Origin of the sequence: Leifsonia xyli subsp. xyli str. CTCB07, from assembly GCF_000007665.1 — a bacterium.
GTDB lineage: Bacteria > Actinomycetota > Actinomycetes > Actinomycetales > Microbacteriaceae > Leifsonia > Leifsonia xyli_C.
This window is the reverse complement of record NC_006087.1, coordinates 2,414,155-2,439,248: the sequence shown is the minus strand read 5'-3', so window position 1 is coordinate 2,439,248 and position 25,094 is coordinate 2,414,155. Positions and strand designations below refer to the sequence as shown.

Below are 25,094 nucleotides of genomic sequence, written 5' to 3'. Positions count from 1 at the left end.
AGCGGCGGTGGACGAGAACACGCAGGTCTTCGTCATTTCGATCGCGGCCGAACTGGCCGGGATGCATCCGCAGACCCTCCGCCAGTACGACCGGCTCGGCCTTGTCAGCCCGAGCCGCACGGCCGGCAAGTCCCGGCGCTATTCCATGCGCGATGTCGAAAAGCTTCAGGAGATCGCCCGCCTAGGCTCCGAGGGTGTGAGCCTGGAAGGCATCCGGCGCATCCTCGGACTCGAAGACAGCGTCAATGCGCTCCGGGGCAGGGTGCGCGAGCTGGAGTCGGCGCTGGCCGATGAGCTTTTGAACCGGCCCGGCCGGCGGGTTTTCGCCGCCGGGTCGGAAGGAGAGGTCGTCTCGCTGCGCGCGGGGACACGGATGCGGCGCAGAACACAGCTGGTCGTCTGGCGGCCGCTGGAGCCGTAGCGGCTCGCTGGGACGATGACCACGGCCGGGTTCGAGCTGCTGCCGGGGGAGCGTCCCCTCGTCCCGGCGATGTTTCGGGGAGGCGGCGCTCACCGCGCGGATCGCGGACGAGACGCAGCACCGCGGTGTGCGCAGCGCGGCGTTCTGCCTTTCCTGCGGAGTCTGGCCTGTGCGGTGAGGCGGCGCCGGGTCCGGGTTCTTGACGACCGGGCCGCGAAGAAGATCAGCAGCTGTGCGCTTAGGAACACCGCCAGTGCGCTCAGGGAGGCGATCGTCGCCGTCCCGGTGACCGTGGCCGCCTGAGCCAGCCCGCACCCGGCGGGCGTTTCGATCGCCGTGCAGAGCATCCGATGCCCGGGCTGGACGGCTCCGGTCGTGAGCCAGTGCGGGATCAGCTGGTTGTAGGCGGTCTTGAGGCCGGGGCCGAGGGCAGCGGTGTGGGTTGACCCGGGTACGGCCCAGTAGGTGACCTTCCAGCTTGCGTGCTCGGTGGCGGTGGCGGTGGCCTCGACCTGGGGGCGGAAGTGGGTGTCGAGCTCTCCCGCGATGAAGATGCCGCGCATCGGCAGGGCGGAATAGTCGTACGCCGCGAGGATGTTCTTCGGCCAGGTCGCTTCGAAGGCGCTCTGGCTGCCGCCGAAGTACAGGTTCCGTGTGCGGTTGGGGGTGTGCTCGCTGTCGGGTCCGGAGATGGCGACGACGTTCGCCCAGGTCCCGGGGTGTTTCGCGCCGAGGGCGGCCGCGCACTCCCCGCCGTGCGAGTAGCCGGCGATCGTCCAGCCGTCCCGGTCCGGGTCGACCGGCAGATTCGCGCGGATCCAGGCGGGGACATCCTTCGCCAGGTAGGTGTCGACCTTGCCCGCGCTGGTGTCTGCGCACGGCGGGTTCTTGTCGATCGCGTCGAGCTGGTCGACCACGAGGACGAACGGTGCGTCGGAGAAGTGGTCGTCGCCGAGGCTGTGCAGTGCGTCCAGGGTGGCCCCGAGGACCGGCTTTCCCGGTTGTCCCATCATCATCTGGACCACGGGGCGGGTCGAGGAGGGGTCGCGGAGCCAGCCGGGCGGGACGAAGAGGTGGGCGTCCCGCGCCGGGAACCCGGAGGCGGCCGGGGGGGGGGATCCGGACGGTCAGCTGTGCGCCCTGGGTGAGCGTCGATTCCGTGATCGGGACAGCGCGGCCCCCGATCGTCGCCGTTTTCAGGGTTGGCAGGACGGTGACCACCGCAGCGATGACGGTCACCGCTGCGGTCGCGGCGGCGAGCACCGCGGCCAGGACACGCATGCCGCCGAGGGACTGCCAGGCATCGCCGAGCGCGAGGGAGAGCGCCAGAGCGCCGAGGGCGACCGCGAACCAGCCGGCCCCGCCGAGGTCCGACCGGGGGGCCAGCAGACACCAGGCGACGATCAGCAGGAGTCCGGCGATCTGCCCGATGAGCACGAAGCGCACGGTCGTTGCCGCGCGGAAGCGCCACGCTCGGCGGGCGAATCGGACGGCCGGGACGAGGGCGAGCAGCACGAGCGCGACGGCCAGCCAGGTGAGGGTTCCCACGAGGCTCACCCTAGACGCCGCGGTCCGCTTGACGGGCTAACGCTTTGTCGGCGAGTTCGGCTTCTCTGCCCTTCTTCGTCCCTCTGCGCGCGGCCCACGATCGCTGTGGCCGTGTTCGTGCGGGGCTTGCACCGCAACCGCCGGTCAGGGATTTCTCCCGGAACGACCGGCTCCCGGACGAAGCCACCAAGGTGGCGTTTTGATATGTAAGGTAGGATCCCGCTGTGACATTCGAGGCCTTCGACATAGATGCGCACCGGCGGGACCGATGGAAGCTGGTGCGCGACATCGCGCTCGTCGTCGTGATCGGGGTGCTCGCCGCCACCCTGGTCAAGTCGTATCTGGTGCGCAGCTTCTCGATTCCGTCGGCGTCGATGGAGGCGACGCTCCAGAAGGGGGAACGGGTGCTCGTGAACGAGCTGATTCCCGGAGCCGTCCCGCTTCAGCGCGGCGACATCGTGGTCTTCCAGGACCCGGGGGGCTGGTTGCAGCAGTCCGGACCGGACACCCGCCCGTGGCCTGTGCAGGACGCCCGCTGGGTCGGCGAACAGCTCGGCGTCGTGCCGGCCCGGCGACACCGTCTCGTGCTGCTCCGCGGACGGTCGCCTGCTTGTCAACGGTAAGCCGCTCGACGAGCCCTATCTGAAGCTGCCGCCGGGTGTGGCGGCGGCCTCTGGTGTCGTCTTCCAGGTGAGAGTGCCCCCGGACTCGCTCTGGGTCATGGGGGACAATCGCTACAATTCGCTCGATAGCCGTGCGCACCAGGAATCGGCGTCGCGAGGCTTCGTCTCGTACTCGGATGTCGCTGGGCGGGCGTTCGCGATCATCGGGCCGGTCTCGCGCCTGAGCTGGCTGGGCCGGTCCGGTTGACGGGGGCTGTGTTCCCGTACGAGCGTCTGCGGCGGTTCCCCGATGTGGAGGCGCCCACTCTGCTCGCGGCGGACGCCGCCGACCGGCTGCTCGCCGACACCGCCGGCGAAGCCGTGCTTCGGCCGGGTCTGGTTGTCATCGGCGACGCCTATGGAGCGCTCACCCTGGCGGCGGCCTCCCTCGGCGCCCGCGGCATCCGCGTCCAACAGGACCCGCTGACCGCTGAACGCGCTCTGGACCGGAACCCCGCGGAGCTGGGCCTCGCGGGGAGCTACGCGCACCACGCCCTCGACGCCTCCCGCGTCGCTGGCGCGCGGGTGGCGCTGCTGCGCTTGCCGCGGAGTCTGGACGCCCTCGACGAGATCGCCGCCCTGATAGCCGAGTACGCGCACCCCGCTGTCGCCGTCTACGCGGGCGGCATGCTCAAGAACATGACGCCCGCTATGAACACCGTCTTCGCGGAGGCGTTCGGCGAGGTCCGCGCTTCGCTCGCGCGGCAGAAGGCGCGCGTCCTCACTGTAGCGGAGCCGCATCCCGCCGCCGCGACCGCACTGGACCGCTGGCCGGAGCGCACCGTCGACCGGGAAACCGGTCTGTGGGTGTGCGCCCACGGCGCCGCTTTCGCGGGCGCGGGTGTGGACATCGGCACGCGCTTCCTGCTCTCGGTGCTGGATGCCGCCGTCCCCGCAGCTCGGACAGCGATCGACCTCGGCTGCGGGACCGGCGTGCTCGCCTCCTGGCTCGCCGTGCGACGGCCGGAACTGATCGTCGTGGCCTCCGACCAGTCCGCCGCCGCTGTCGCCTCCGCGCGGGCGCCCGCCGCGGCCAACGGCGTCGACGGGCGCGTCTCTGCGATCCGCGACGACGGCCTCGCCACTCGCGCGGAGGCGTCGGCCGACCTCATCGTGCTCAACCCGCCCTTCCACATCGGCGCTGCGGTCCACACGGGCATCGCGCATCGGCTGTTCGCGGACGCGGGGCGTGTGCTCGCCCCGGGAGGCGAGCTGTGGACGGTGTGGAACTCGCACCTGGGCTACCGGCCGGCGCTCGAGCGGGCGGTGGGGCGGACGCGGCAGGTTGCGCGGAACGCGAAGTTCACGGTGACCGCCTCGCGGAAGCGGGAGCCCGGCCCCGGGCTCCCGCACCAGCCGCCGACGCGAGCCGCTCAGGGCCCCGAGTAGACTGGGAGCCATGAGTTCGCGCGGAGCCCGGGTCGTCCGCGGCTTCGCCGCCGCCGGGGTCGCGACCCTCGTCGCCGCGCTGTTCCATATGGCTGGCGGCGGGCAGGCGCCGCGCGCGGTCGCCCTGACGCTCAGCCTCACGTTCTCCTCCTTCGCGTGCATCGCGCTCGCCGGCAAGCGGTTCGCGCTGTGGCGGCTCGGTCTTTCCGTGCCGCTCAGCCAGTTCCTCTTCCACGCGCTGTTCTCGCTCAGCCCGTCGGCGTCGTTCAGCGGAATGCCGGCGGGCGGCCACCTCCACGCCGGGACGCACCTGACGCTGCTCCCCGGAGCCGCGACCGGCCCCGCTCTCGTCGTGGAGGGCTGGGCGATGTGCCTTGCACACCTCGCAGCGGCTGCGCTGACGATCGCCGTCCTCCGGCACGGCGAGCACACCTTCTGGGCCGTCTGCGGGTTCGCCTCGTACCGGCTGCGCTGCTTCTTCGATCGCGTCGTGGGTCCGTGCCGCACCGCGGCGGGGACGAGCCGCGGGCTTGTGGACTCCGTGCCCCTCACGCTCCCGTCTCCCGGGACCGTGCTGGGAGGGATGCGCCGTCGCGGTCCGCCGCGGCGGGCTGTCCCGGTCGGCTGAGCCGCGCGTCCGTCCGGGAGACGTCATCCCTCTCTCCCGTGTCCCGGGCGCCTCAGCGTGCCCGCGGGAGGGCGTCAGCCATCCCAGATAAGGATAACAATTGCTGTGAAATCTACCCGTCTTCTCGTCTCCGCCGCCGGAGCCTCGGTCGCCGCGATCGGTCTCGCCCTCGCGGCGCCGCTCGCGGCCAGCGCCCACGTACACGTCGATCCCGATCGGGCCAGTGTCGGTAGCTACGCCACCCTCACCTTTAAAGTCCCCACCGAGTCGGCCACGGCTGGAACGGTCAAGCTGGAAGTGGATCTTCCGACGGCTACGCCATTCGGGTCCGTCTCATACCAGCCTGTCCCCGGCTGGACAGCCTCGGTCACCACGGAGAAGCTCGCCAAACCGGTCAAGACCGGCAAGAGCGTCATCACCGAAGCTCCGGTCAAAATCACCTGGACAGCCGATCCGGGTGTGCGGATCGAGCCGGGACAGTTCCAGGAGTTCACGATCTCCGCCGGTGCGATGCCGGACATCGGCAGTGTGGAGCTGCCGGCTCACCAGTACTACTCCGATGGCACCGTCGTGGACTGGGACCAGAAGACGCCCGCCTCGGGCCACGAGCCTGAGCGCCCGGCTCCGACCGTGTACATCTCCGAGGCTCCGCCCGCAGCCGACGACGACGCTGTCCCGAGTGTCGTGGCCGTCCCGGCCGCGTCCTCGGCGGGAGCCGGTTCGGTGGGCGGCAACGTTGTCGCGATCGGCCTCGCCCTCGGCGCGATCGCCCTCGTCGTCGCCGTGTTCGCCGCGGCTCGGCGCTCGATGGGTCCGCGGTCGTGACCGCGCGACGGGTCTGCGCGGCCGCGGGCGTCGTGGCGGCCGTCGCGATAGCGCTCGCGCCCGCTGCCACTGCAAGCGCCCACGACTATCTCGTGGAGAGCTCTCCTGCGGCGGGATCGGTTCAGGCCCAGGCGCTCCCGGATGTGAGCCTCACGTTCAACGACCGCGTGCTGGACCTCACCGGGGACGGCTCCTCTGCCCTCGTCCAGGTGACCGACGCGGCGGGGCGGCACTTCGAGACGGGATGCTCGAGCATCCTGGACCGCACCGTGACCGTCCCGGTCGCCCTCGGCGGCGCCGGGACGTACACGGTGGAGTGGCAGATCGTCTCGGCAGACGGCCACACGGTGTCGAGTTCCATCCAGTTCCGGTTCCAGGCGCCTGCCGGCTTCGCCGCGGCGGCGGGGTCGGCCGAGCGGCCGGCCTGCGGTGTGGGTGCGATTGCCGCGTCGTCCAGCCCGGCCCCGTTGGCGGGGCAGCAGGGGCCGGGTCGGCCGGGTTCGGAACGTCGCGAGGCGGAGCCGCCGGGCGACTCCACTGCGGTCGTCGTCGGTGTCGCGGTGGGGACGCTGGCGCTCGCCGCGGCCGGTGTCGCGATCGTGCTGCTCACCGCGCGTCGCCGCCAGACGGTTGCGCCCGACGACGACGCGGGGGACTCGGCGTGAGCTCGCCGGCCTCCGGATCCTCGCCGGAGCCGATTTCTTCGCCGCCGTTCCCGTCGCCCGGGGGCGGCGCGATCGCTGCGCTCCTCATCCTGTGTGTGCCTCTGGCGGTGGCGGCCGCTCTGCTGGCGATGGTGTTCTCGGGGGCCTTCCTCACCGGCACCGCCCTTCAGGACCCGGGCGCTGTGGTCGTCTATGGCATCCCCATCGCCCGCACGGTTCACGATCTCGCGGCGACGATCGCGATCGGCTTCTTGGTGGTCGCTGCGTTCTTCGCCCCCGGGCAGCTGAAACGGCCGGGAGCGCTCGGCTGGGCGCAGTCGCGTGCCGCACGGTGGGCAGGGTGGGCGGCTTCGGTGTGGTTCGCCGCCGCCGTGACGGCGCTGGTGCTGACCGGTGCGAGCGTATCGGGCGTTCAGCCGCACGATCCGCTGTTCTGGCCGACGCTCGGCACGTTCCTGTTCGGTGTCGAACTGGGGCAGTCGCTCGTGGTCTCGGCTGTCTGCGTCCTCGTGGCCGCGGCGCTCGCTCTGCTCGCCCGGCGGCTCACGACGGTTGGTTTCGCCGCTGGTTTCGCCCTCTTCGCGCTGCTGCCTCTCGCGCTCTCCGGCCACGCGGCCGGGTCGTTCGAGCACGCGAACGCGGTGAACAGCCTGGCCGTGCATCTTCTCGGCGTGACGGTCTGGGCCGGCGGCCTGTTCGCGTTGCTCGCGATGCGTTCGACCATGAAGAAGGGCTTCGCCGCAGCGGTCGGCCGCTACTCGACGATGGCGGGCTGGGCTTTCGGCGCCGTCGCCTTCTCGGGTGTCGTGAACGCCTCCCTGCGCATGGGGTCGCCCGCCGATCTGCTTCAGCCCTATGGGCTCCTCATCGTGCTCAAGGCGACGATTCTGGTGCTGCTCGGTTGCGCGGGCGCAGCGCAGCGCAGGCGTGTCATCCCGCGGCTGCGCCGCGACCCCGGCGATCGGCGCGCGTTCGCACGCTTCGCCGCCGCCGAAGTGCTGTTCATGGCCGTGGCGATCGGCGTCTCCGTCGGTCTCTCGCGCAGTGCTCCGCCCGTCTCGCAGCAGCCGCTGACGGGTGCCGAGGCACAGGAGGGGCTGCTGGGCTTCCCCTATCCGCCCCCGGTGACCACGGCCAGGATGTTCACCGTCTTCCACCTCGATTGGGTCTGGCTCGCGCTCGTCGCGTCGCTCGCCGGGCTGTACGTCTGGGCGTTCGTCCGGCTGCGCCGGCGCGGCGACCGCTGGCCGGTGCGCCGCCTGATCGCCTGGCTCGCGGGGTGCCTTGCCCTCGTCTGGCTGACCAGTGGCGGAGTGGCAGTGTATGGGCTCGTGCATTTCAGCACGCATATGGTGCAGCACATGGGGCTCATGATGATCGCGCCTCCGCTGTTCGTGCTCGGCGGACCCGTACTGCTCGCGTTGCGTGTGTTGCCCGCCCGGCAGGACGGGAGCCGCGGCGTCCGGGAGTGGCTGCTGCTGTTCGCGCACTCGGGCTACCTGCGTTTCCTGAGCCGCCCCGCCGTCGCGGGTGCGGTCTTCGCCGGCAGCCTGGTCGTGTTCTACTTCACTCCGGCCTTCCAAGCGGCGATGTTCAGCCACGAGTGGCATGTGCTGATGTGCGTCCATTTCCTGCTGAGCGGGTACCTGTTTTTCTGGGTGTTCGTCGGCATCGACCCCGGGCCACCGCGGCCAGCCTATCCGATCCTGTTCATCGTCATGCTGGCGACGCTGGCCTTCCATGCGTTCTTCGGGGTCGCGATCATGCAGGGCCGGACGGTGCTCGCCGCCGACTGGTGGCACGCGCTCGGGCAGACCGGCACGGCCGCTCTGCTCGCCGACCAGCACGTCGGCGGCGGTGTGGCATGGGGCGCCTCCGAACTGCCGATGGTGCTGGTGGCTCTGCTCGTCAGCGTCCAGTGGATGCGCTCGGACGAAAGGACCGCCCGCCGTCTCGATCGGCAGGCGGAGCGCGACGGCGATGCGGAGCTCAGCGCCTACAATGAGCGGTTGGAGCGGTTGAGCCGGAGGCCCTGACGCCTCGGGCACACCCGCCGCCTGCGGGGCTTGTGTGTCGAAGACGCCGGGGCGTCCGATGTCACCATCGCCCCGCCGGAGCGGGACCGGACCGGCGACGGGCTGTGACGTCTCGGATGCCAGACGGATAAAAATACAAACCGGTGAATATGTTTGTGGTGAGCCGGTTGAGTGACGGGATGCGGCGATGTGTCCGCAGGAGATGGAGCAGCGATGGAGCAGCACACCCCCCTGACCGGGAACGAGACGGAGAGGCCGGAGCCTGACGCCGCAACCGGCGTGCGCACGGCGGGGAGGGCGCTGCCCGCGCCCGCCGCTCCGCCCTCTCCCGCGGCCTCAGCGCCCGCCACATCCGCTTCATGGCGCTCGGCTCCGCCATCGGCACCGGGCTCTTCTACGGATTGTCCTCGGCGATCCAGAAGGCGGGTCCCGCCGTGCTCATCGCCTACATCGTGGGCGGTGCGGCCGTCTTCATGGTGATGCGAGCGCTCGGGGAGATGGCGGTGCGGCACCCCGTCTCCGGCTCGTTCGGGCAGTACGCGTCGAAGTATCTCGGTCCCCGGGCGGGGTTCGTCACCGGGTGGACGTATGCGTTCGAGATGATCGTGGTCGCGCTGGCCGACGTCACGGCCTTCGGGATCTACATGTCGTTCTGGTTCCCGGACGTCCCGCGGTGGATCTGGGTGCTGGCGATCGTTTTCTTCATCGGTGCGCTCAACCTGCTGAGCGTGAAGGTGTTCGGGGAGCTGGAGTTCTGGTTCTCGGTCATCAAAGTGGGTGCGATCGTGGCGATGATCGTCGGCGGCGTCGTGATTATCGCGTTCGGCTTTGCCGGTGCGAACGCCGCGGGGCCGGGCAACCTCGCCGACCCGGCGACCGGCGGCTTTGCGCCGAACGGGATCGGCGGTGTGATCGCGTCGTTCGCCGTGGTGATGTTCGCCTTCGGTGGCATCGAGGTGATCGGCATCACCGCGGGCGAGGCTGCGGAGCCGAAGAAGGTGCTGCCGCGTGCAATCAATTCGGTCCCGGCCCGCATCCTGCTCTTCTACGTGCTGACGCTCGCGGTGATCATGATGCTGGTTCCCTGGAACGCGATCGACGGGTCGCAGAGCCCGTTCGTGATGATCTTCGAGGGGGCTCGGCCTCCCGGCTGCCCCGTCCATCCTGAACGCCGTCGTCATCACCGCAGCGCTCTCGGCGATCAACTCGGACATCTTCGGTGCGGGCCTGATGACGTTCGGCCTCGCCACGCAGGGCCACGCTCCGCGCGCGTTCGGCCGTGTCACCCGCAACGGCGTCCCGTGGCTGACGGTCGCGGTGATGGCCTGCGCGCTGCTCCTGGGCGTGGTGCTGAACGCGGTCATCCCCGGAACGTCTTCCTCGTGATCGCTTCCGTGGCGACGTTCGCGACGGTGTGGGTGTGGCTGATGATCCTCCTCGCCCACCTGCGCATGAAGCAGCGCATCCGGCGCGAGGGGATGCTGCCCTCGGAGTTCCCCGTCCCGCTCTGGCCCGGGGCGAGCGTCGCGACCCTCGTCTTCCTCGTCTTCGTGATCGGTGTTCTCGGCTGGTTCGAGGACACCCGCATCGCGCTCGTCGTCGGGGTGGTGTGGATCGCGCTGCTCCTCGCCGCCTACCAGCTGTGCGTTCGCGGGCCGGGGCGCCTCCCCGCCGACCTCGTGGATGAGACCGGTCCGATCCGCGTGGTGCGCCGGTAGCGGGCGGTCAGAGCAGGTCGCTCCACGCGAACGGGATGAGTTCGCCGTCGATCGAAAAGACGACACCGTCTCGAAGGTCCCGAACACGCAAAGAGAACGCCGAGCGAGGTTCTCGGCGTTCTCGCGGCGATCGACTGTGGTGACTACGCCGGGTGAATCCAAGCACGCACCGCCACCTGTTCGGCAGGGAAGAGTTCAGTGAGCCTCGTGAAGTGGTCGTTGCGCCGAAGGAGCACGATCTCATGTATAGGCTCGCCGTGAGAAGAGATTCCACCGGAAATCATCACGTTTTCATCGTCCGGAAGCCCAGAAAGCACTTCGTCTGCTTGTTCAACTGCGTCCGCGGACCAGCGTGCTTCGAGGACGAGGACGTGATCTGTGAGGCCGTGGTCATTGATCTCGGCCTCGGCGCTTGAGGGGTCGGGGGACGCCACGATGAACAGTCTTCCTCGGGGAGTGTCCACCGCGACGACATTGGTCACCGATTCATGACGCAAGAGCGCGAAAGCGAACTCATGCGCTCTGACAGTGTCAGCTTCCGGAGCGAAGGTCATTGCGTGCTTTTCGAGATGCGCTGTTGCTTTGTCACGCAGCCGTTCCCACTCCGCAATCACGAACGGCTGGGGCTCGCTCACGGGCTGCCATGACTTAAGCAGCAAGACGTTTCCGTGCAGGGCGCCGGTGACTCGAACATAGTTCTTCGTCAAAAGTTGATCTGTGCTGATGTGGATTGGCCCAGCGGGAACCGTCCTGCGTTTCGGGGGCTTGACGGGGGAGAGCGACTGAGTCCCGGGGCTCGCTGAGAGTATCCAGCCATCGATTGTGACTGCGGTTTCGTCTTGGGGCTGCATCTTTCTGCTTCCTTCCTCGGTGAGCGGAAACCGGTGTCAAGAGTGTGGTCGGCGGCCTCTCACGTGAAGAGGAACTCTGCGGGCCGGTTTTTCTCTTTTAGCAACCCAAAGGCTGAATGGCTTCAAACTCCTCTTGTTTGACCGGTAGGACGCGGCAGCCCACTCCGTTGTCGTAATAAAGGTGCATGGACTATTTGGGGTCTCCTTGGTCTTTCAAGCACAAGAAGCCAAACCAAAAACTTCCCGGTTTAGTGAGGGCTTTCCCCCGGGCCTTGCAGGTTTCCGCTGACCTGAAGTAGTTCTCGTAGTAGTAATAGTCCACTCCGACGGCTTGTGCGGGGCTGGCTGGCACGATCATTTCCGGAGACTCAGGCCTCTCCAATAGATTACACACAAGCATTAAATTCAGTTATTAATATACAAAAAATACTTTATATCTTACCGAATGGATGAGCGTGTCGCTGGCTTTCGCCTGACCTTGTCGAAGAAGCGCGGGCCGCCAGGGTGTCGGCCCGTCCGCCACCGGGTCCGCCTCTGGGTACGCTGAGGGGCGTGGCTGAGATCGACGGCCGGCGGCTGCGACGGCTCTGGGTGGCGGCGGCGCTCGCTGTGCCCGCCGGGGCCGGCCTGCTGGCCGGTGCGGTGCTCGCCCTGCTGGCCCGGCCGGAGTGGCAGTCCTGGCAGACGCCGTTCACGATCGTGCGCTTTCTCGCGCCGCCCGCTGCGATCGGCGGGCTGGTGGCCGCGATCGCGGCCGTAGGCGCCGTCGTCGCTGTGACGCTCACGCGCAGAACGGCCCCGCCGCCGCCGTCCGCGGCGGCGGGGGGCAGCGCGATCGCGATCGCCGTGATGGCGGTCATCATGCTCAGCGAGAGCACTGTCGGCGCGGTGTTCGTGCTCCCGTTCGCCGCTTTCGCCGCGCTCGTGGCGGCCCCGCTCGCTCTGGTCGCGGCCCGTCTCGCGCTGCGTGAGAAATCGGCCACATCCCCAGAACACCCCTCCCCGATCCAAAGTTGAGCATAGTAGACTCAACTTTGTCGTCGGACGGAAAGGATTTGGGGAGTATGGCGAACCTGCAAGGCGCCCCCTCCACCCAGGAGGAGGGCAAAAGCGCTCTCGAACAGTACGGCGTGAACCTCACCGAGATCGCCAAGAGCGGCAAGCTCGACCCGGTGATCGGACGAGACGCCGAGATCCGTCGCGTGAGCCAGGTGCTCACGCGACGCACCAAGAACAACCCGGTGCTCATCGGTGAGCCCGGTGTCGGCAAGACCGCCGTGGTGGAAGGCCTGGCCCAGCGCATCGTCGCGGGGGACGTGGCCGACTCGCTGAAGGACAAACAACTGGTCTCGCTCGACCTCTCGGCGCTGGTGGCCGGGGCTATGTACCGCGGCCAGTTCGAGGAGCGGCTGAAGGCCGTGCTCAAGGAGATCGACGCCGCCGAGGGCCGGATCATCACCTTCGTGGACGAACTGCACATCCTCATGGGCGCGGGTGGCGGTGAGGGGTCCGTCGCGGCGTCGAACATGCTGAAGCCGATGCTGGCGCGCGGCGAGCTGCGGCTCATCGGGGCCACAACGCTGGACGAGTACCGCGAGTTCATCGAGAAGGATGCCGCCCTCGAACGCCGCTTCCAGCAGGTGTACGTGGGCGAGCCGAGCGTGGAGGACACGGTCGCCATCCTGCGCGGGCTCAAGGGCCGCTACGAGGCGCACCACGGCGTGACCATCGAGGACTCGGCGCTGGTGGCCGCAGCTTCCCTCTCCAATCGCTACATCACCGCTCGCCAGCTGCCGGACAAGGCGATCGATCTGATCGACGAAGCCGCCAGCCGGCTGAAGATGGAGATCGACTCCGCGCCGGTCGAGATCGACACGCTTCAGCGGCAGGTCGAGCGGATCAAGCTGGAGGAGTTCGCGCTCAAGAAAGAGAAGGACGCCGCCAGCAAGGAGCGCCTCGAGCAGCTGCGGCAGCGGCTCGGCGAGCAGCAGCGCGAGCTGACGGAGCTCCAGGAGCGCTGGTGGTCCGAGAAGGCGGCGCTCACCCGCGTCGGCGAGCTGCGCAGCCAGCTGGACGAAGCCAAGACGGCCCGCGACCTCGCGCTGCGCGACGGCCGCTACCAGGAGGCGTCCCGCATCGAGTATGAGACCATCCCGAACATCGAGCGGGAGCTGGCGGAGGCCGAGCGGGCCGAGCACGGCCACCCGCGGATGGTGAACGAGCAGGTCACGGCCGAGGACATCGCAGCTGTGGTGGCCGCCTGGACCGGCATCCCCGTCTCCCGGCTGACGCAGGGCGAGACTGAGAAGCTGCTGCACCTGGAGAGCGAGCTCGGCCGGAGGGTCGTCGGACAGAGACCGGCGGCGCAGGCGGTGGCCGACGCCGTGCGCCGCACGCGCGCTGGCATCTCGGACCCGGACCGGCCCACGGGGTCGTTCCTCTTTCTCGGCCCGACGGGCGTTGGCAAGACGGAGCTGGCCAAAGCGCTCGCCGCCTTCCTGTTCGACGACGAGAAGGCGATGATCCGCATCGACATGAGTGAGTACGGGGAGAAGCTCTCGGTTTCGCGGCTGGTCGGCGCTCCTCCCGGATACGTCGGCTACGAGCAGGGCGGCCAGCTGACCGAGGCTGTGCGGCGGCGCCCGTACTCCGTGATCCTCCTGGACGAGGTGGAGAAGGCGCACCCGGAGGTGTTCGACGTCCTCCTGCAGGTGCTGGACGACGGCCGCCTCACCGACGGGCAGGGGCGCACGGTGGACTTCCGCAACACCATCCTGATCCTGACCTCTAATCTCGGCAGTCAGTTCCTGGTCGACCCGGTCCTGAACGTGACCGAGCGCGAGGAAGCGGTGTTGCAGGCCGTCCGTCAGGCGTTCAAGCCGGAGTTCGTGAACCGTCTCGACGACATGGTCGTGTTCTCCGCCCTCACGCAGGAGGATCTCGGCGAGATCGTGGAGCTCGGCATCGACCGGCTCGTCGCCCGGCTGGCCGAGCGGCGGCTGGAGCTGGCGGTCACGCCGGACGCGCGCCGCTGGCTCGCCGAGCGCGGCTACGACCCGATCTACGGGGCTCGTCCGCTGCGCCGGCTGATGCAGCGGGAGATCGACGACCGGCTCGCGACCGCGTTGCTAGCCGGTGAGGTGCGCGACGGAGACGTGGTCCGGGTGGATCTCGAACCGGGTGGCGGCCACCTCACGGTCATCCCGGTGCGGGAGTAGCGCCCGTCAGCCCTCGGCCTCCGTGGCCATCAGCAGATAGCCGAACTGCTCGGCGACCACGGAGAAACCGTGCTGCTCGCAGAGCCGTCGGGCCGCCGTGTTGAGGCTCCACACCGAGAGGGTCATCCGGTCGCCCGCAGCGAGAAGGTCGGCGAGCACCCGTGAGGCGATCCCGCGCCCGCGGCGATCGGTGAGCACGGTGATGTCGACGAGGTGGATGCGGGGTCCGTTGCGGTCGACCGTCACCGAGCCTGCAGGCTCGCCGCCGTCCGTGATGATCGAGGTCATCGCGCCCGGATGGCGGTCGTGGCGCTCGCCGGTGTGGGAGCTGTAGCGTAGAGTCAGGACCGGATCGCGGTGGCCGGAGTGCGTGCCGGCCGCTCCGCTGAGCGCGTCCAGGAACACCCGGCGCAGGAACGCCTCATCGTCGGCGGTCGCCGGGCGGAGCTCGACGGCACGAGACACCGAAGGCACAGGCTCCCCTTTCCTCAAGACGGCTCAGCAGCGGGTAGGGACGCGCGAAAGCCTGGATGCGAGCATAGGGCATACCGGGCGGTCTCCTCTGGCCCGCGCTGAGGGGACACCGGACCGGGTGCGGCGGGAGAATCCCCCGGCCGTAACCGGGCTACGGGGAATACCATTGTCCGGAAGGAGCGGACTTCGACTCCTCGGCCACTATCGTGTGAGGAGATACATGCCCATCCCCAATGACCAGCCCGAACAGCATCACCGGGTTCTGCTGCGCGACATGGTGCGCGAACGCATCCGCGACGCGATCATGGACGGCACGCTCCGCCCGGGCGAAGACCTCCGCGACGAGGAGCTGCAAGCTTGGCTCGGCGTCTCCCGCACGCCCATCCGGGACGCGGTCAACGAGCTCACCCGGGCCGGTCTCATCGAAATGGCCCCCAACCGCTACACGCGCGTGGCAACCCCCAGCGAGGAGGAGGCGCTCACTTCTTACAACACGCTCGGCGTCGTGCTCGCCGGCGTCGTCCGCCTCGCCGTCCCGAAACTCCCGGACTCTGCCCGCAAGAGCATCCTCTCCGAGCTGCGGAAGCTGGCCGAGGCCGCGCGCGGCGGCGACTTCGACAGCGTCCGCGACCTGTTCATCCCGGTCTTCTCCCGCTACATCGAACACTGCGAGAACCCGCAGCTCGTCCAGCTGTGCCACGACACGCTCGACGGCCTCTCCTACAAGATGCGGACCGAGCGGATGCGCACCCTCGTCGACCAGCAGGAGCTCGCCGCCTCGATCGAGAGACTGCGGGAGGCCACGGCGTCCGGTTCCGCGGTGGAGGCAGAACTCGCCACGGGGCTGGTGTTCCTGCTTCCGGCGTAGGCTCGGGAGCGTGCTTGCGACGATCATCCACGGGGAGCGCGACGTCCGCCTCGAAGAGGTCCCCGACCCTGTCCTCTCCACCGGCGGCGACGCGATCGTGCGCGTTGTCGCCACCTGTGTCTGCGGGTCCGACCTGTGGCCCTATCGCGGCGTCACGCCGACCAGCCAGCCCCGCCGGATCGGCCACGAGTTCGTCGGTGTCGTTGAGGCGGTCGGCCCGGAGGTCGCGACCATCGAACCGGGCGACTTCGTCATCGCACCGTTCTACGACTGCGATATGACTTGTGTGAACTGCGAGAACGGCGTGAGCGCCTCCTGCCTGCACGGCGGGTGGTGGGGAGCCGACGACCGCTCCGGCGCCTTCGCGGACGGCGGCCAGGGGCAGAAAGTCCGCGTTCCGCACGCCGACGGGTCGCTCGTCGCGACACCGGAGTATCCGCGCGAGGAGCTCATCCCGAGCCTTCTCGCCTTGTCGGATGTGATGGGCACCGGCCACCACGCCGCGGTCTCTGCCGGCGTGCGCCCAGGCAGCACCGTCGTGGTCGTCGGGGACGGCGCGGTCGGCCTGTGCGCGGTGCTCGCCTCTGCGCGGCTCGGCGCCTCCCGCATCGTCGCGATGTCGCGGCACGAGTCGCGCCAGGCGCTCGCCCGCGAGTTCGGCGCGACGGACATCGTCGCCGAGCGCGGGGACGCGGGCGTCGCTGCGGTCAAGGGACTGCTGGACGGTATCGGCGCAGATTGCGTCCTTGAGGCTGTCGGCACCAAGGAGTCGATGGACCAGGCCATCCGGTCGTGCCGTCCGGGTGGCATGGTCGGGTATGTGGGCGTGCCGAACGGCGGTCCTGAACTCCCGGTCCGTCCCCTGTTCGCCAGCAACGTCGGCGTGAACGGCGGTTTCGCCCCGGTTCGCAATTATGTGGAGGAGTTGTTGCGGGATGTCTGGTCGGGTGCGATTGAGCCCGGTCGTGTCTTCGATCTCCAGGTGCCGCTGAGCGATATCGCTGAGGCTTACGCGGCGATGGACGAGCGCCGCGCGATCAAGGCGCTAGTCCGGCCGTAGCCCCGCTCAGTCGTTTGCGAGCAGGATGCTGTCGAGGGTGTTACGTGTGCGCGGGGCGAGTTCGCGCTCGCGAAGCGCCTCCGGCAGTGTTCCGGCGTCGCCCAGCGTGCCGATCGCGGTGACCGACACGGGCAGGAAACGCTTCTCGAGGTTGAACGCTGCACTCAGCCCCGCCGCATCGAAGCCGCCCATCTGGTGAGTGTGCAGACCGTCGTGGTGCGCCTGGACGCTGAGATGCGCGACGGCCTGGCCCACGTCGTAGCTGGCCCAGGGGCGCTCTTTGCCCTCCGCGTCCGCCGTCTCGGCCACAGCGGCCACCAACACGCTCGCGGCACCCGCACAGAGCCGGTTGAAGCCGGTCAGCTGCGCGACGATCGTCTCGAAAGCGGCGCTGCCGCGGCGCGCGACGATGAAGCGCCAGGGCTGTGAGTTGCTGGAGGTCGGCGCCCAGCGGGCCGCCTCCAGGGCGGTGGTGAGTTTGGTCTCGTCGATGACGGCGTCGCCGTCGAACGCCCGCGGGCTCCATCGCTCAGCGAGGGCGGGCGTCGGCGGGGCGGAGGCGTCGGCGGTGCGGTGTTAGGCGACGTCGGTGATGGACAAAGCGGACTCCTTGTGGCTGCGGAAAGGGGGCCGGCGCCATTGCCTAGCTGCATCTCCATCGAACACCGGGCGCGCGGGGAGAATTCCCGGAGGCATGGATCACCGCACTGTTCGAGGCGTTCGCCCAGCCGGAGAACGCCGACATCATCGGGTTCGCCTGGTTCACCCTCGTGGTCACGGGTCTCGTCGGGGGAGAGTGTGTCACCAACGACGGGCGCGTCGGCTCCCAGCCGGATTCGCTCTCGGCGTTCATCGCCGGGCTGACGAGACCCGAAGGCCGCTTCGTGCCCGCACCGCCGCGCTGCCGCGTTCGGGGCCGGCATTTCGGGTCGGCGTTTCGCCTCAGTATTTCGCTTCAGCGGTCCGGAAAATATCTAGCGCTGTAAGCAGGCGCGCTCTCCCGCGCGACGAGAGAGAACTCCGCCAGTTCGTGCCGGCCGGCGGCATCGAAGCCGTCGATGCGCTCCAGCAGCATGGCGACGGCGCGGTCGGCGAGGCCCCGCAGATCCGGCGCGACGGTCGTGAGCGAGGGGTAGGTCACGGCGGTGACGGCCACATTGTCCCACCCGGTCACGACGATATCGTCCGGGATCCTCAAGCCCCGCTCCTGCACCGCTCGCAGCGTCCCGATCGCCGCGAGGTCGTCGCGGCACACGAGACCGTCCAGCTCGAGGCCCGCGTCGAGCGCCGCCCCCACCGCGGCGGCGGCGCTGACCGCGGAGACCGAGTCGCTCGCGATGAGGCGGCGTGTGTCCGGTGCGATGCCCGCCGCTTCCAGCGCCTCCTGGTAGCCGGCGATGCGCAGGCGCGAGGTCCGGGTGAGGCCGTGCGCTTCGTGGCCCACGAAGCCGACGTTCCGGCGTCCGAGCGCGAGGATGTGCTCGGTGACGGAGCGGGCGGCGGCGACATTGTCGATCATGATGCTGTCGAGCCCCAGCGGGGCGGCGTTCTCACCGAGGATCACGAGGGGCACGCCAGGCCGGCTCTGGGCGAGCTCGGTGGAGCCCATGACGGTCGGCTGGAACATCATCCCGTCGACCAGGCCCGCCTCGCTCGCCGACACCACGGCCCGCTCGCCCTCGATGGTCCCGTCGGTCTGCTCGAGCAGCACGCGGTAGCCGCGGCGCGCGGCGGCGGCGTCCACCGCGCGGGCCAGTTCGGCGAAATACGGGAGGGTCACGTCGGCGAAGGCCAGCGCGAGGAGCCCGGTGCGTCCGGTCGCGAGCCGGCGGCCCATCATATTCGGGCGGTAGCCGAGCTCGTCGATCGCGCGCTGCACCCGCTCGCGCATCTTCGCGCTGACGTGGGGATAGTCGCGGACGACATTGGAGACCGTCTTGATGGAAACGCCTGCGTAGTCGGCGACATCCTGCAGCCTGACTGCCATTCCGCCCTCCCCGTTCCGATGCGCCCACTTTAGCGGATCCCACCTTGACACCAAATATCTAGCGCTGTAAATTCTCCCCACACGCCGAGACGGCTCTATCGACAGCACACCCGTGCAGCACTCAAGGGATAGAACACATGAAGATGCGAACTGCCGGCCGCGCCATCGCGGTCGTCGCCTGCCTTGGCCTGGCCCTAAGCGGATGCGGAGCCTCCCCGGGCGGCGGCAGCGCCGAGGTCTCCTCGGGCGACTACGACGGCCCCAAGGTCACCATCAGCTTCTGGAACGGCTGGACGGGCGGCGCAGCCCCGGTCCTCGTGCCGAAGCTGATCGAGAAGTTCAACGCCGAGCACAAGAGCATTGTCGTCAAGGACGTCCCGATGGAGTGGGCGGACATCGCCAAGAAGATGCCGCTCGCGGTCAAAGCGGGCAAGGGCCCGGATGTCTCGGTCGGCCACGGCGACGACATCGCCACCTACGCCGCCCAGGGCCTCGTGCTCAAGGCCGACTCCATCGTGACCTCCCTCGGCTACAAGGAGAGCGACTTCCCGGCCGGTCTGATGAAGGCCGGCTCCTACAACGGAGCGCAGTACGCGGTGCCGTGGAGCGTCACCCCGCTCGGCCTCTACGCCAACAAAGACGTCCTGACATCCGCGGGTGTGGACACCGAGAATCTGCCCACGGACAAAGCCTCCTACCTCGCCGCGCTCGACAAGCTGAAGGCAGTGGGCGTCCAGGGGGAGTGGGTGGACGGCTACGTCTTCACCGGCACGTTCGAGTTCCAGTCGCTGCTCTGGCAGTTCGGCGGCGACCTCTTCGACAAGGACATCACCAAGGCGACGTTCAACTCCGGCGCCGGCGTCCAGGCGCTCACCTGGATGACCGATCTCGTGGGGAACTGCTACAGCCCGAAGGATGTCGCGCAGGACGGCAACATCAACGCCCTCATCGCCGGCAAGACCGCCTTCAACTGGAACGGCGTCTGGCAGACCACCAACACCGCGTTCGACAAGCTGAGCTGGGCGGCTGTCCCGGTTCCGCAGATCGGCACGGAGAAAGCCGTTTGGTCGAGCTCCACCCACTGGATGTTCATGAACAACAAGGGACAGGACAAGAACAAGACCGCCGCCGCCGCGACCTTCGTCAAGTGGATGAACGACAACTCCGCCGACTGGCCGCAGACGGGTGAGCTCCCCGCCATGAACTCGGTGCGCGACGACCCCAAGCTCGTGCAGGACTACCCCACCCTGAAGTCGTTCCTCGGCGAACTCGAGTACGCCCGCTTCGAGACCGCCGCCCCGGGCATCACCACCGTGACGGCGACCGTGACCACTGCGGTCAACGAGGCCGTCACCGGCAAGAAGACGCCGAAGGAGGCACTGGACGACGCGGTCGCGAAAGCGAACACCCTCCTGAAGCAGAACGCTGAGAAATACGGTGACTGACACCGCCCAGCTCGCGGCGCCCCCGGAGACCGGGGCGCCGCGCTCGCGCCTCGCCGCGCACGACGACCGTCCCCGCCGCCCGCCGCCGCACCGGGGTTGCCTATCTGTTCCTCGCACCCTTCCTCGTCCTGTTCGCGCTGTTCGTCCTCGCTCCGGCCGTCTTCGGCCTCTGGGTCAGCCTGACGAACTGGAGCCCGTTCCGCGAGAGCCAGTCGTTCGTCGGACTGCGCAACTACCTCGACCTGTTCACCCCGGGTTCGGCGACCTCGGGCGACTTCTGGCAGTCGATGATCGCGACCGGGACCTTCGCGGTGGCCAGTGTCCCGTTCCTGCTGGCCGTCCCGCTGCTCGTCGCCGTCCTGCTGAACCGCCGCCTCCGTGTGGGGGCCTTCTTCCGCGGCGTCTTCTTCGCCCCCTACGTGCTCGGCGTCGCCGTCATCGGCGTCATCTGGAAGTACCTGCTCGATACGCAGTCCGGCATCGTGAACCACCTGCTCGGGATGGCCGGGCTTCCCAGCGACATCCCGTGGACCGTGAATGTGCCGTGGGTGTGGGTCTCGCTCGTCGGTGTGACCGTGTGGTGGACGATGGGCTTCAACACTGTCATCCTCCTCGCCGGGCTGAAGGGCATCGGCGCGGACCTCTATGAGGCGGCGGCCCTGGACGGCGCGGGCGCCGTGCGCCAGTTCTTCAGTGTGAAGCTGCCGGGCCTCCGCCCGGTGATGACCTTCGTGACGACCATCACTATCCTCGCCAGCGCCAACATGTTCGGCCAGTCGTACCTCCTCACCAAGGGCGGCCCTGGCACTCAGACCCGCACGGCGATCATGTACATCTCCGACCAGGGACTCTCCCAGAACAACATGGCCGCGGCGGCGGCGATGAGCTACGTGCTCTTCGTCTTCCTGGCCGTTATCAGCATCGTCAATTTTCGCGTGCAGCGGGAGCGGACGGAGAAGGCGACTCGATGGCCACCGTGCCCACCCGCCGCAAGCCCGCGCCGCGCGCCGTGGTGCAGCGGTCCGCGCTCTACGCCGCGCTCATCGTGCTCGCGCTCGTCGTGATCCTTCCACTCGCCTGGATCGTGCTCACCTCGTTCAAGACCGATGGCGACGCCATCCGCAACCCGTACGCGGTCATCCCCGCCCCCCTTCTCGGTGGATGCCTACACCACCCTCGCCAGTGGCCAGCAGCCGATCTTCCGCTGGTTCCTGAACAGTTTGGGCGGCCACGCTGCAATCCGCCCTCATCCTGATCACCGCCTCTCTGGGCGCGTACACGCTGGCTCGCCTGGAGTTCCGGGGCAAGAGAATCGTGTTCGGGCTGATCGTGGCGATGCTGCTCGTCCCGCCTGTGATCTTCCTCATCCCGAACTACCTCATCGTGCAGAGCCTGGGCTGGCTCGACACGATCTGGGCGATCACCGTTCCGGGCGCTGCCAGCGCCTTCGGCGTCTTCTTCCTCCGGCAGTTCTTCATCGGCCTGCCGATGGAGATCGAGGAGGCTGCGCGCATCGATGGCGCGGGCGACCTCCGCATCTTCCTGCGGATCGTCCTCCCCCTGGCCCGCCCGGTCCTGGCGACGCTCGCGGTGCTGAGCTTCCTGTCGAACTGGAACGATTTCCTGTGGCCGGTCTACGTCCTGCTCAGCCCGGAGAATCTGACGTTGCACCCCGGTCTCTCGCAGTTGCAGGGCGCTTACTCGACGCACTTCGCGATCGTGCTGGCGGGCGCGGTGATCGCCTCGGCTCCGGTGCTCATCCTGTTCTTCTTCGCGCAGAGGCAGATCGTGGAGAGCGTGGCGACGAGCGGCATCAAAGGATGAGGGATGCGCGTTCTCGGGGCGGCCGTCGCAGTGCTGCGGCCGGGCGCCGCGGACAGCGCCTGACCGCCCGGATAGTGCAGGTGCGCACCGCGATGGCTTTCGTGTCTTGAGGACCATGTGGCAGCGCCGACGCCGCTGACGGCCAAGAGGTCTACGATGAGGGGGCATTCTTGGTCATCGTGAGCGGCTAGCTCAGAGCGAGGCCGATCAGTAGCACTGCTGCACCCGCCAGAAGCAGACCGAGAATGAGTGCGAAACCATTGGCTGAACCATTGTGCTCTGATTCGAGCGCGACGCCACTGGACGGCGCCCCTCCGCCCTCGGAGATCACCCGCACGGCACCGACGCGATGGCCGGACGCACCTACGATGAGAGATCGCCTTGGAAGGGGATCCCATGACCGGAACGCCGCAGAAGAAGCTGTCGATCGTGAAACGGGTGGCGCTGTTCACCATGATCGGCACGTACTCGATCTCCGCGGGAGGGGCGATCCTCGCGATCTTCGCTGGCGCCGATTGGTGGCTTATCGGCACCGCCTCCATCCTGGGGACCTTCAGCCTTGTCGTCCTCGGCTCGCTCACGGTCGCGTCGATGCGGTACGGGCGGTTCCTCGGTTTCGCGGCGATCGCATCCGCACTGGCAGCGACGCTGACGACACTAGGCCTGATCTGGGGCATCGGCCAGGCGCCTTCCCCCTTCGGCGGCGAGAGCCTGACACTCAGAGTCTTCGTGAACGTGACGATATGCACGTGGGTGTACGCGAGCTGCCTCATGTTCTCGTGCCTGGCCGTCGCCGCGGCCGCGAGCGCGGGTCGCGTCTCCCGTGCCCTTGCGATGAGCGCGACCGGTCTCAACGTGCTCGTCAGCGTGCTGTTCACGATCAGCTATTTCGTTGCGGTCGGGGGTGGCTACCACAGCGTCACTCTGCTCGAGGGACTGTGGAAGAGCACACTGGCCCTTTCCATCCTGGGCAGCCTGGCGGTCGTGGTCTGCCTCACCGTCTCACTCATCCAGAAAACGACGAAACGACTCACGGTGAGCCTCCCTCCGCTCAGCCCGTAGACCGTCATGAGGCTCACGTCATCGGCTGCGCGGTACGGCCTCGACAGCGAAGCCTATCTGCGCTGGCTGCTCACGCTGGACCCGGCTTCGGCGAAGACGGCGGTTCCGCCGCCGGTCACAGCGCCGGCGGAAACCGCAAGCGTCCCCTGACCCCATTTCCGGTTTCCTGCGCGCACGCCAGCGTTCAAGAACGAACACCCCGAAAGGGGCATCAATCTCCTGCCTCGCACGGATAGGCTCGTTGGGAGCGCACGCCACTGCTTGCGATGGGCCCGTGTCTGAGCGGTCGCGCCCCAACGATGGGAGGTTCGTCATGTCCCGGTTCATCCACCCGGCGGCTCCGAACGCGATTGCCGGAGAACCCCAGGTCGTCGAGGACGGCCGTCCCGTGCGGGAGCTGGCCGCGCATCCCGCGTGGCTCCGGCTGAAGGACGCCGCGGTCGCAGTGCAGGGGACGCAGGCGAAGGACGGCTCGATCGAGCGGGAGTCCGAACGCCCGGCCGCCGCCGTGTACACCGCTGCGATCGTGGGCGCGATCGGCGAACTCGCCCCGCACTTCCCGCACGACGCCTCCTACCTCGCCGCGTTGCAGCGGGACTTCGCGCGCTGGGCCGACGCCGGCTTCGGCGTCCCGGACTTCCTCGACTCGCTGAACGCGTTCCAGCCGCAGCAGCACCGCCTGGATGGGCTGGGCCACCTGGTGGTCTTCCCGATGCACACGCAGAATGGAAGCCCGAGCCGTTTCGTCGAGGCTGTGCTGGTCGAGGTCATCTGGCCCGAGTTCATTGGGGCGCTGGAAGCCGGCGACTACGGCAACAAGCTGTTCGTGCCGCTTCGATTCGTGGATCTCACTCCCGGCTACGACACCAACTCCGCGGTGCTGTTCCCGGAGACGGTGGCTATGCGCGAGATCCCGGCCTTCACCTGGGGAGCGATCTTCCAGGACCGCGAGGCCGCGCGCTACCGCTGCTTCGTGCGCGCCGCGGCCGGGATCGTCGAACTGGAGCTGCCGGAGGACGCCGCCCGGATGCTGGACGACCCGGCTCACGGAGGATACCTTCGCGATGTGGGACCTCATCCACGACCGCAGCCACATGCGCGGCGACCTGCCGTTCGACCCGTTCATGATCAAACAGCGGATGCCGTTCTTTCTCTACTCGCTGGAGGAGCTGCGCTGCGACCTGACCGCTTTCCGCGAGTCGGTGCGGCTCGCGAGGGCGGAGGACACGGACGAGACGATCCGCGAGCACGCGCGACTCGTGCAGTACGCGGTCATCTTCGACCGGATCTTCCGGTTCGCGATCACCGGCAGCCGTGTCCGCAACTACGACGGGCTCGGCGGCCAGCTGCTGTTCGCCTGGCTGCACCAGCACGAGGCGCTGCACTGGACCGACACCCGGCTCACGATCGACTGGGACGCGGTGCCGGGTGTCGTGGTCGCCCTCAGCGACCGGATCAACGAGCTGTACTGGCGCTCGATCGACCGGCCCAAGGTCGCGCACTGTCTGGCCGCATACGACATGCTCGCCCGGACGCTGACGCCGCATCCCGCGTCGCAGTGCGCGCGCGGGCTCCCGGACGAGATCCTGGCGGGCCCGCCGAAGGGCTACACCGACGCGGTGCTGGACGATGAGTTCCCGCTCTCGATGTTCTACGAGGCGCTGAGCAAGAAGATGGCGGGCGTCATCGAGTCGACGGCTGGTATCACCGGCACGACGGACGCGATATGACCGGCCCGGCGGCCCACGGGGCCGACGGCCGGCTCGTGCTGGTCGCGGGCGCGACCGTGGTCGCGGTGGGGACCCGGTAGGAGGCGCTGGAGGCGCTGGCCGTGGCGGTCCCCGGCGTCACCACCCGGAGCGGCGACCTCGCCGACCGGAGTGCGGTCGCCGAACTGTCGGTGCGCATCCACCGCGAGTTCGGCGCGCTCGACGGGCTGATCCACCTCGTCGGCGGCTGGCGCGGCGGCGGCGGCATCGCGGGCCAGAGCGACGAGGACTGGGACTTCCTGGAGCGCGGGTTCCGCACCCTGCGCAACACGACCCGGGTGTTCTCCGGCGATCTGGCGGCCTCCCCGGCCGGCCGGCTCGCGATCGTCTCCTCGACCGCGGTCGAGTCGCCGTCCCCGGTCGGCGCGAACTACGTCGCGGCCAAAGCGGCCGCTGACGCCTGGACCCGCGCCATCGCCCAGGGCTTCGCCAAGCAGGCGCCTCAGTCTGCGGCGACGGTGTTCGTGGTGAAGACGCTGGCCGGGCTCGAAGAGCGCCTCGGCGAGGAGGTCGTGGGGCTGTGGGCGGCGGAGGCCGGGGCGATCAACGGGAAGCTGGTGGCGCTCGGCGGATGAGGCCGGCCGACGCGCGGTGCGACCGGAACCGGGTGGCGCAAGCGGATCAAGGCGGCGTCTTCCGGACGG

Annotated in this window: 22 protein-coding genes and 5 pseudogenes; 22 read left to right on the top strand and 5 right to left on the bottom strand. The window is 68.8% G+C overall.

Annotation, left to right across the window (positions count from 1 at the left end; all coding sequences use genetic code 11):
• Positions 1 to 7: 7 nt before the first annotated feature.
• A complete protein-coding gene (locus LXX_RS11645) occupies positions 8 to 421 on the top strand; it encodes a heat shock protein transcriptional repressor HspR (RefSeq protein WP_011186992.1) in 414 nt (137 codons plus the stop codon).
• An 89-nt stretch (positions 422 to 510) separates the two neighbouring features.
• Here LXX_RS11645 and LXX_RS15995 read toward each other — a convergent pair whose 3' ends face one another.
• The gene (locus LXX_RS15995; RefSeq protein WP_256030815.1) at positions 511 to 1,437 is read right to left on the bottom strand and encodes an alpha/beta hydrolase-fold protein; all 927 of its coding nucleotides are present in this window, start codon (positions 1,435 to 1,437) and stop codon (positions 511 to 513) included.
• A 756-nt stretch (positions 1,438 to 2,193) separates the two neighbouring features.
• Here LXX_RS15995 and LXX_RS16355 point away from each other — a divergent pair.
• The 9 genes and pseudogenes from LXX_RS16355 (at position 2,194) to LXX_RS16960 (ending at position 9,892) form a co-directional block, all read left to right on the top strand.
• On the top strand, positions 2,194 to 2,592 hold the full coding sequence (locus tag LXX_RS16355) for a S26 family signal peptidase (RefSeq protein WP_011186991.1): 399 nt from the start codon (positions 2,194 to 2,196) through the stop codon (positions 2,590 to 2,592).
• On the top strand, positions 2,489 to 2,839 hold the full coding sequence (gene lepB / locus LXX_RS16350) for a signal peptidase I (RefSeq protein ID WP_370558482.1): 351 nt from the start codon (positions 2,489 to 2,491) through the stop codon (positions 2,837 to 2,839). Before LXX_RS16355 ends, lepB begins: the two co-directional genes overlap by 104 nt.
• Positions 2,836 to 4,020 (top strand): class I SAM-dependent methyltransferase, encoded by a 1,185-nt coding sequence (locus LXX_RS11630; RefSeq protein WP_011186990.1) that lies wholly within the window; start codon positions 2,836 to 2,838, stop codon positions 4,018 to 4,020. Before lepB ends, LXX_RS11630 begins: the two co-directional genes overlap by 4 nt.
• A 10-nt stretch (positions 4,021 to 4,030) precedes the next feature.
• Positions 4,031 to 4,648, top strand: a complete 618-nt coding sequence (locus LXX_RS11625; RefSeq protein ID WP_011186989.1) for a hypothetical protein — start codon at positions 4,031 to 4,033, stop codon at positions 4,646 to 4,648.
• Between the two features lie 105 nt (positions 4,649 to 4,753).
• Positions 4,754 to 5,473, top strand: a complete 720-nt coding sequence (locus tag LXX_RS11620) for a YcnI family copper-binding membrane protein (protein WP_011186988.1) — start codon at positions 4,754 to 4,756, stop codon at positions 5,471 to 5,473.
• Positions 5,470 to 6,138 carry a copper resistance CopC family protein gene (locus LXX_RS11615; RefSeq protein WP_011186987.1) on the top strand — a complete coding sequence of 223 codons (669 nt, stop codon included), beginning with the start codon at positions 5,470 to 5,472 and terminating at the stop codon, positions 6,136 to 6,138. The genes LXX_RS11620 and LXX_RS11615 overlap by 4 nt, the downstream gene beginning before the upstream one ends.
• On the top strand, positions 6,135 to 8,174 hold the full coding sequence (locus tag LXX_RS11610; RefSeq protein ID WP_011186986.1) for a cytochrome c oxidase assembly protein: 2,040 nt from the start codon (positions 6,135 to 6,137) through the stop codon (positions 8,172 to 8,174). The genes LXX_RS11615 and LXX_RS11610 overlap by 4 nt, the downstream gene beginning before the upstream one ends.
• A gap of 347 nt (positions 8,175 to 8,521) precedes the next feature.
• Positions 8,522 to 9,313, top strand: a pseudogene (locus LXX_RS16345) (amino acid permease); the annotation flags it as partial.
• A 22-nt stretch (positions 9,314 to 9,335) separates the two neighbouring features.
• Positions 9,336 to 9,892, top strand: a pseudogene (locus LXX_RS16960) (hypothetical protein).
• Between the two features lie 143 nt (positions 9,893 to 10,035).
• Here LXX_RS16960 and LXX_RS11600 read toward each other — a convergent pair.
• On the bottom strand, positions 10,036 to 10,599 hold the full coding sequence (locus LXX_RS11600; protein ID WP_141692867.1) for a hypothetical protein: 564 nt from the start codon (positions 10,597 to 10,599) through the stop codon (positions 10,036 to 10,038).
• A 696-nt stretch (positions 10,600 to 11,295) separates the two neighbouring features.
• Here LXX_RS11600 and LXX_RS11595 point away from each other — a divergent pair.
• Both LXX_RS11595 and LXX_RS11590 read left to right on the top strand, forming a co-directional pair.
• Positions 11,296 to 11,760: a hypothetical protein gene (locus tag LXX_RS11595; RefSeq protein ID WP_041767892.1), complete on the top strand. Its 465-nt coding sequence runs from the start codon at positions 11,296 to 11,298 to the stop codon at positions 11,758 to 11,760.
• A 47-nt stretch (positions 11,761 to 11,807) separates the two neighbouring features.
• Complete coding sequence (locus tag LXX_RS11590) at positions 11,808 to 13,961, top strand: ATP-dependent Clp protease ATP-binding subunit (RefSeq protein WP_081423168.1); 2,154 nt, start codon at positions 11,808 to 11,810, stop codon at positions 13,959 to 13,961.
• A 6-nt stretch (positions 13,962 to 13,967) separates the two neighbouring features.
• On the opposite strand, the gene LXX_RS11585 is transcribed toward LXX_RS11590, so the two are convergent.
• Entirely contained in the window at positions 13,968 to 14,435 is a 468-nt protein-coding gene (locus LXX_RS11585; protein ID WP_141692868.1) for a GNAT family N-acetyltransferase, read from the bottom strand.
• Between the two features lie 220 nt (positions 14,436 to 14,655).
• Here LXX_RS11585 and LXX_RS12995 point away from each other — a divergent pair, with 220 nt between their 5' ends.
• Positions 14,656 to 15,303: a GntR family transcriptional regulator gene (locus LXX_RS12995; protein WP_050737957.1), complete on the top strand. Its 648-nt coding sequence runs from the start codon at positions 14,656 to 14,658 to the stop codon at positions 15,301 to 15,303.
• 10 nt (positions 15,304 to 15,313) lie between these two features.
• Entirely contained in the window at positions 15,314 to 16,363 is a 1,050-nt protein-coding gene (locus tag LXX_RS11575; RefSeq protein ID WP_011186981.1) for a zinc-dependent alcohol dehydrogenase family protein, read from the top strand.
• Between the two features lie 6 nt (positions 16,364 to 16,369).
• On the opposite strand, the pseudogene LXX_RS11570 reads toward LXX_RS11575, so the two are convergent.
• A pseudogene (locus LXX_RS11570) lies at positions 16,370 to 16,885 on the bottom strand (nitroreductase family protein); the annotation flags it as partial.
• 433 nt (positions 16,886 to 17,318) lie between these two features.
• Complete coding sequence (locus LXX_RS11565) at positions 17,319 to 18,350, bottom strand: LacI family DNA-binding transcriptional regulator (protein WP_011186979.1); 1,032 nt, start codon at positions 18,348 to 18,350, stop codon at positions 17,319 to 17,321.
• Between the two features lie 137 nt (positions 18,351 to 18,487).
• Here LXX_RS11565 and LXX_RS11560 point away from each other — a divergent pair, with 137 nt between their 5' ends.
• The 8 genes and pseudogenes from LXX_RS11560 (at position 18,488) to LXX_RS11535 (ending at position 25,025) form a co-directional block, all read left to right on the top strand.
• Positions 18,488 to 19,795, top strand: coding sequence for an ABC transporter substrate-binding protein (locus tag LXX_RS11560; RefSeq protein WP_041767890.1), 1,308 nt, complete (start codon positions 18,488 to 18,490; stop codon positions 19,793 to 19,795).
• Positions 19,796 to 20,082: 287 nt separating this feature from the next.
• Positions 20,083 to 20,859: a carbohydrate ABC transporter permease gene (locus LXX_RS11555; protein ID WP_223227659.1), complete on the top strand. Its 777-nt coding sequence runs from the start codon at positions 20,083 to 20,085 to the stop codon at positions 20,857 to 20,859.
• Positions 20,763 to 21,050, top strand: a complete 288-nt coding sequence (locus LXX_RS15990) for a hypothetical protein (RefSeq protein ID WP_223227789.1) — start codon at positions 20,763 to 20,765, stop codon at positions 21,048 to 21,050. Before LXX_RS11555 ends, LXX_RS15990 begins: the two co-directional genes overlap by 97 nt.
• A gap of 59 nt (positions 21,051 to 21,109) precedes the next feature.
• A complete protein-coding gene (locus tag LXX_RS11550; protein ID WP_256030821.1) occupies positions 21,110 to 21,619 on the top strand; it encodes a carbohydrate ABC transporter permease in 510 nt (169 codons plus the stop codon).
• A gap of 396 nt (positions 21,620 to 22,015) precedes the next feature.
• A complete protein-coding gene (locus tag LXX_RS11545) occupies positions 22,016 to 22,681 on the top strand; it encodes a hypothetical protein (protein ID WP_041767888.1) in 666 nt (221 codons plus the stop codon).
• Between the two features lie 6 nt (positions 22,682 to 22,687).
• Positions 22,688 to 22,831: a hypothetical protein gene (locus LXX_RS14570; RefSeq protein WP_155806827.1), complete on the top strand. Its 144-nt coding sequence runs from the start codon at positions 22,688 to 22,690 to the stop codon at positions 22,829 to 22,831.
• A gap of 163 nt (positions 22,832 to 22,994) precedes the next feature.
• Positions 22,995 to 24,411: pseudogene (locus LXX_RS11540) on the top strand (DUF6421 family protein).
• Positions 24,408 to 25,025 (top strand): annotated as a pseudogene (locus LXX_RS11535) (SDR family NAD(P)-dependent oxidoreductase). Before LXX_RS11540 ends, LXX_RS11535 begins: the two co-directional pseudogenes overlap by 4 nt.
• Positions 25,026 to 25,094 lie beyond the last annotated feature (69 nt).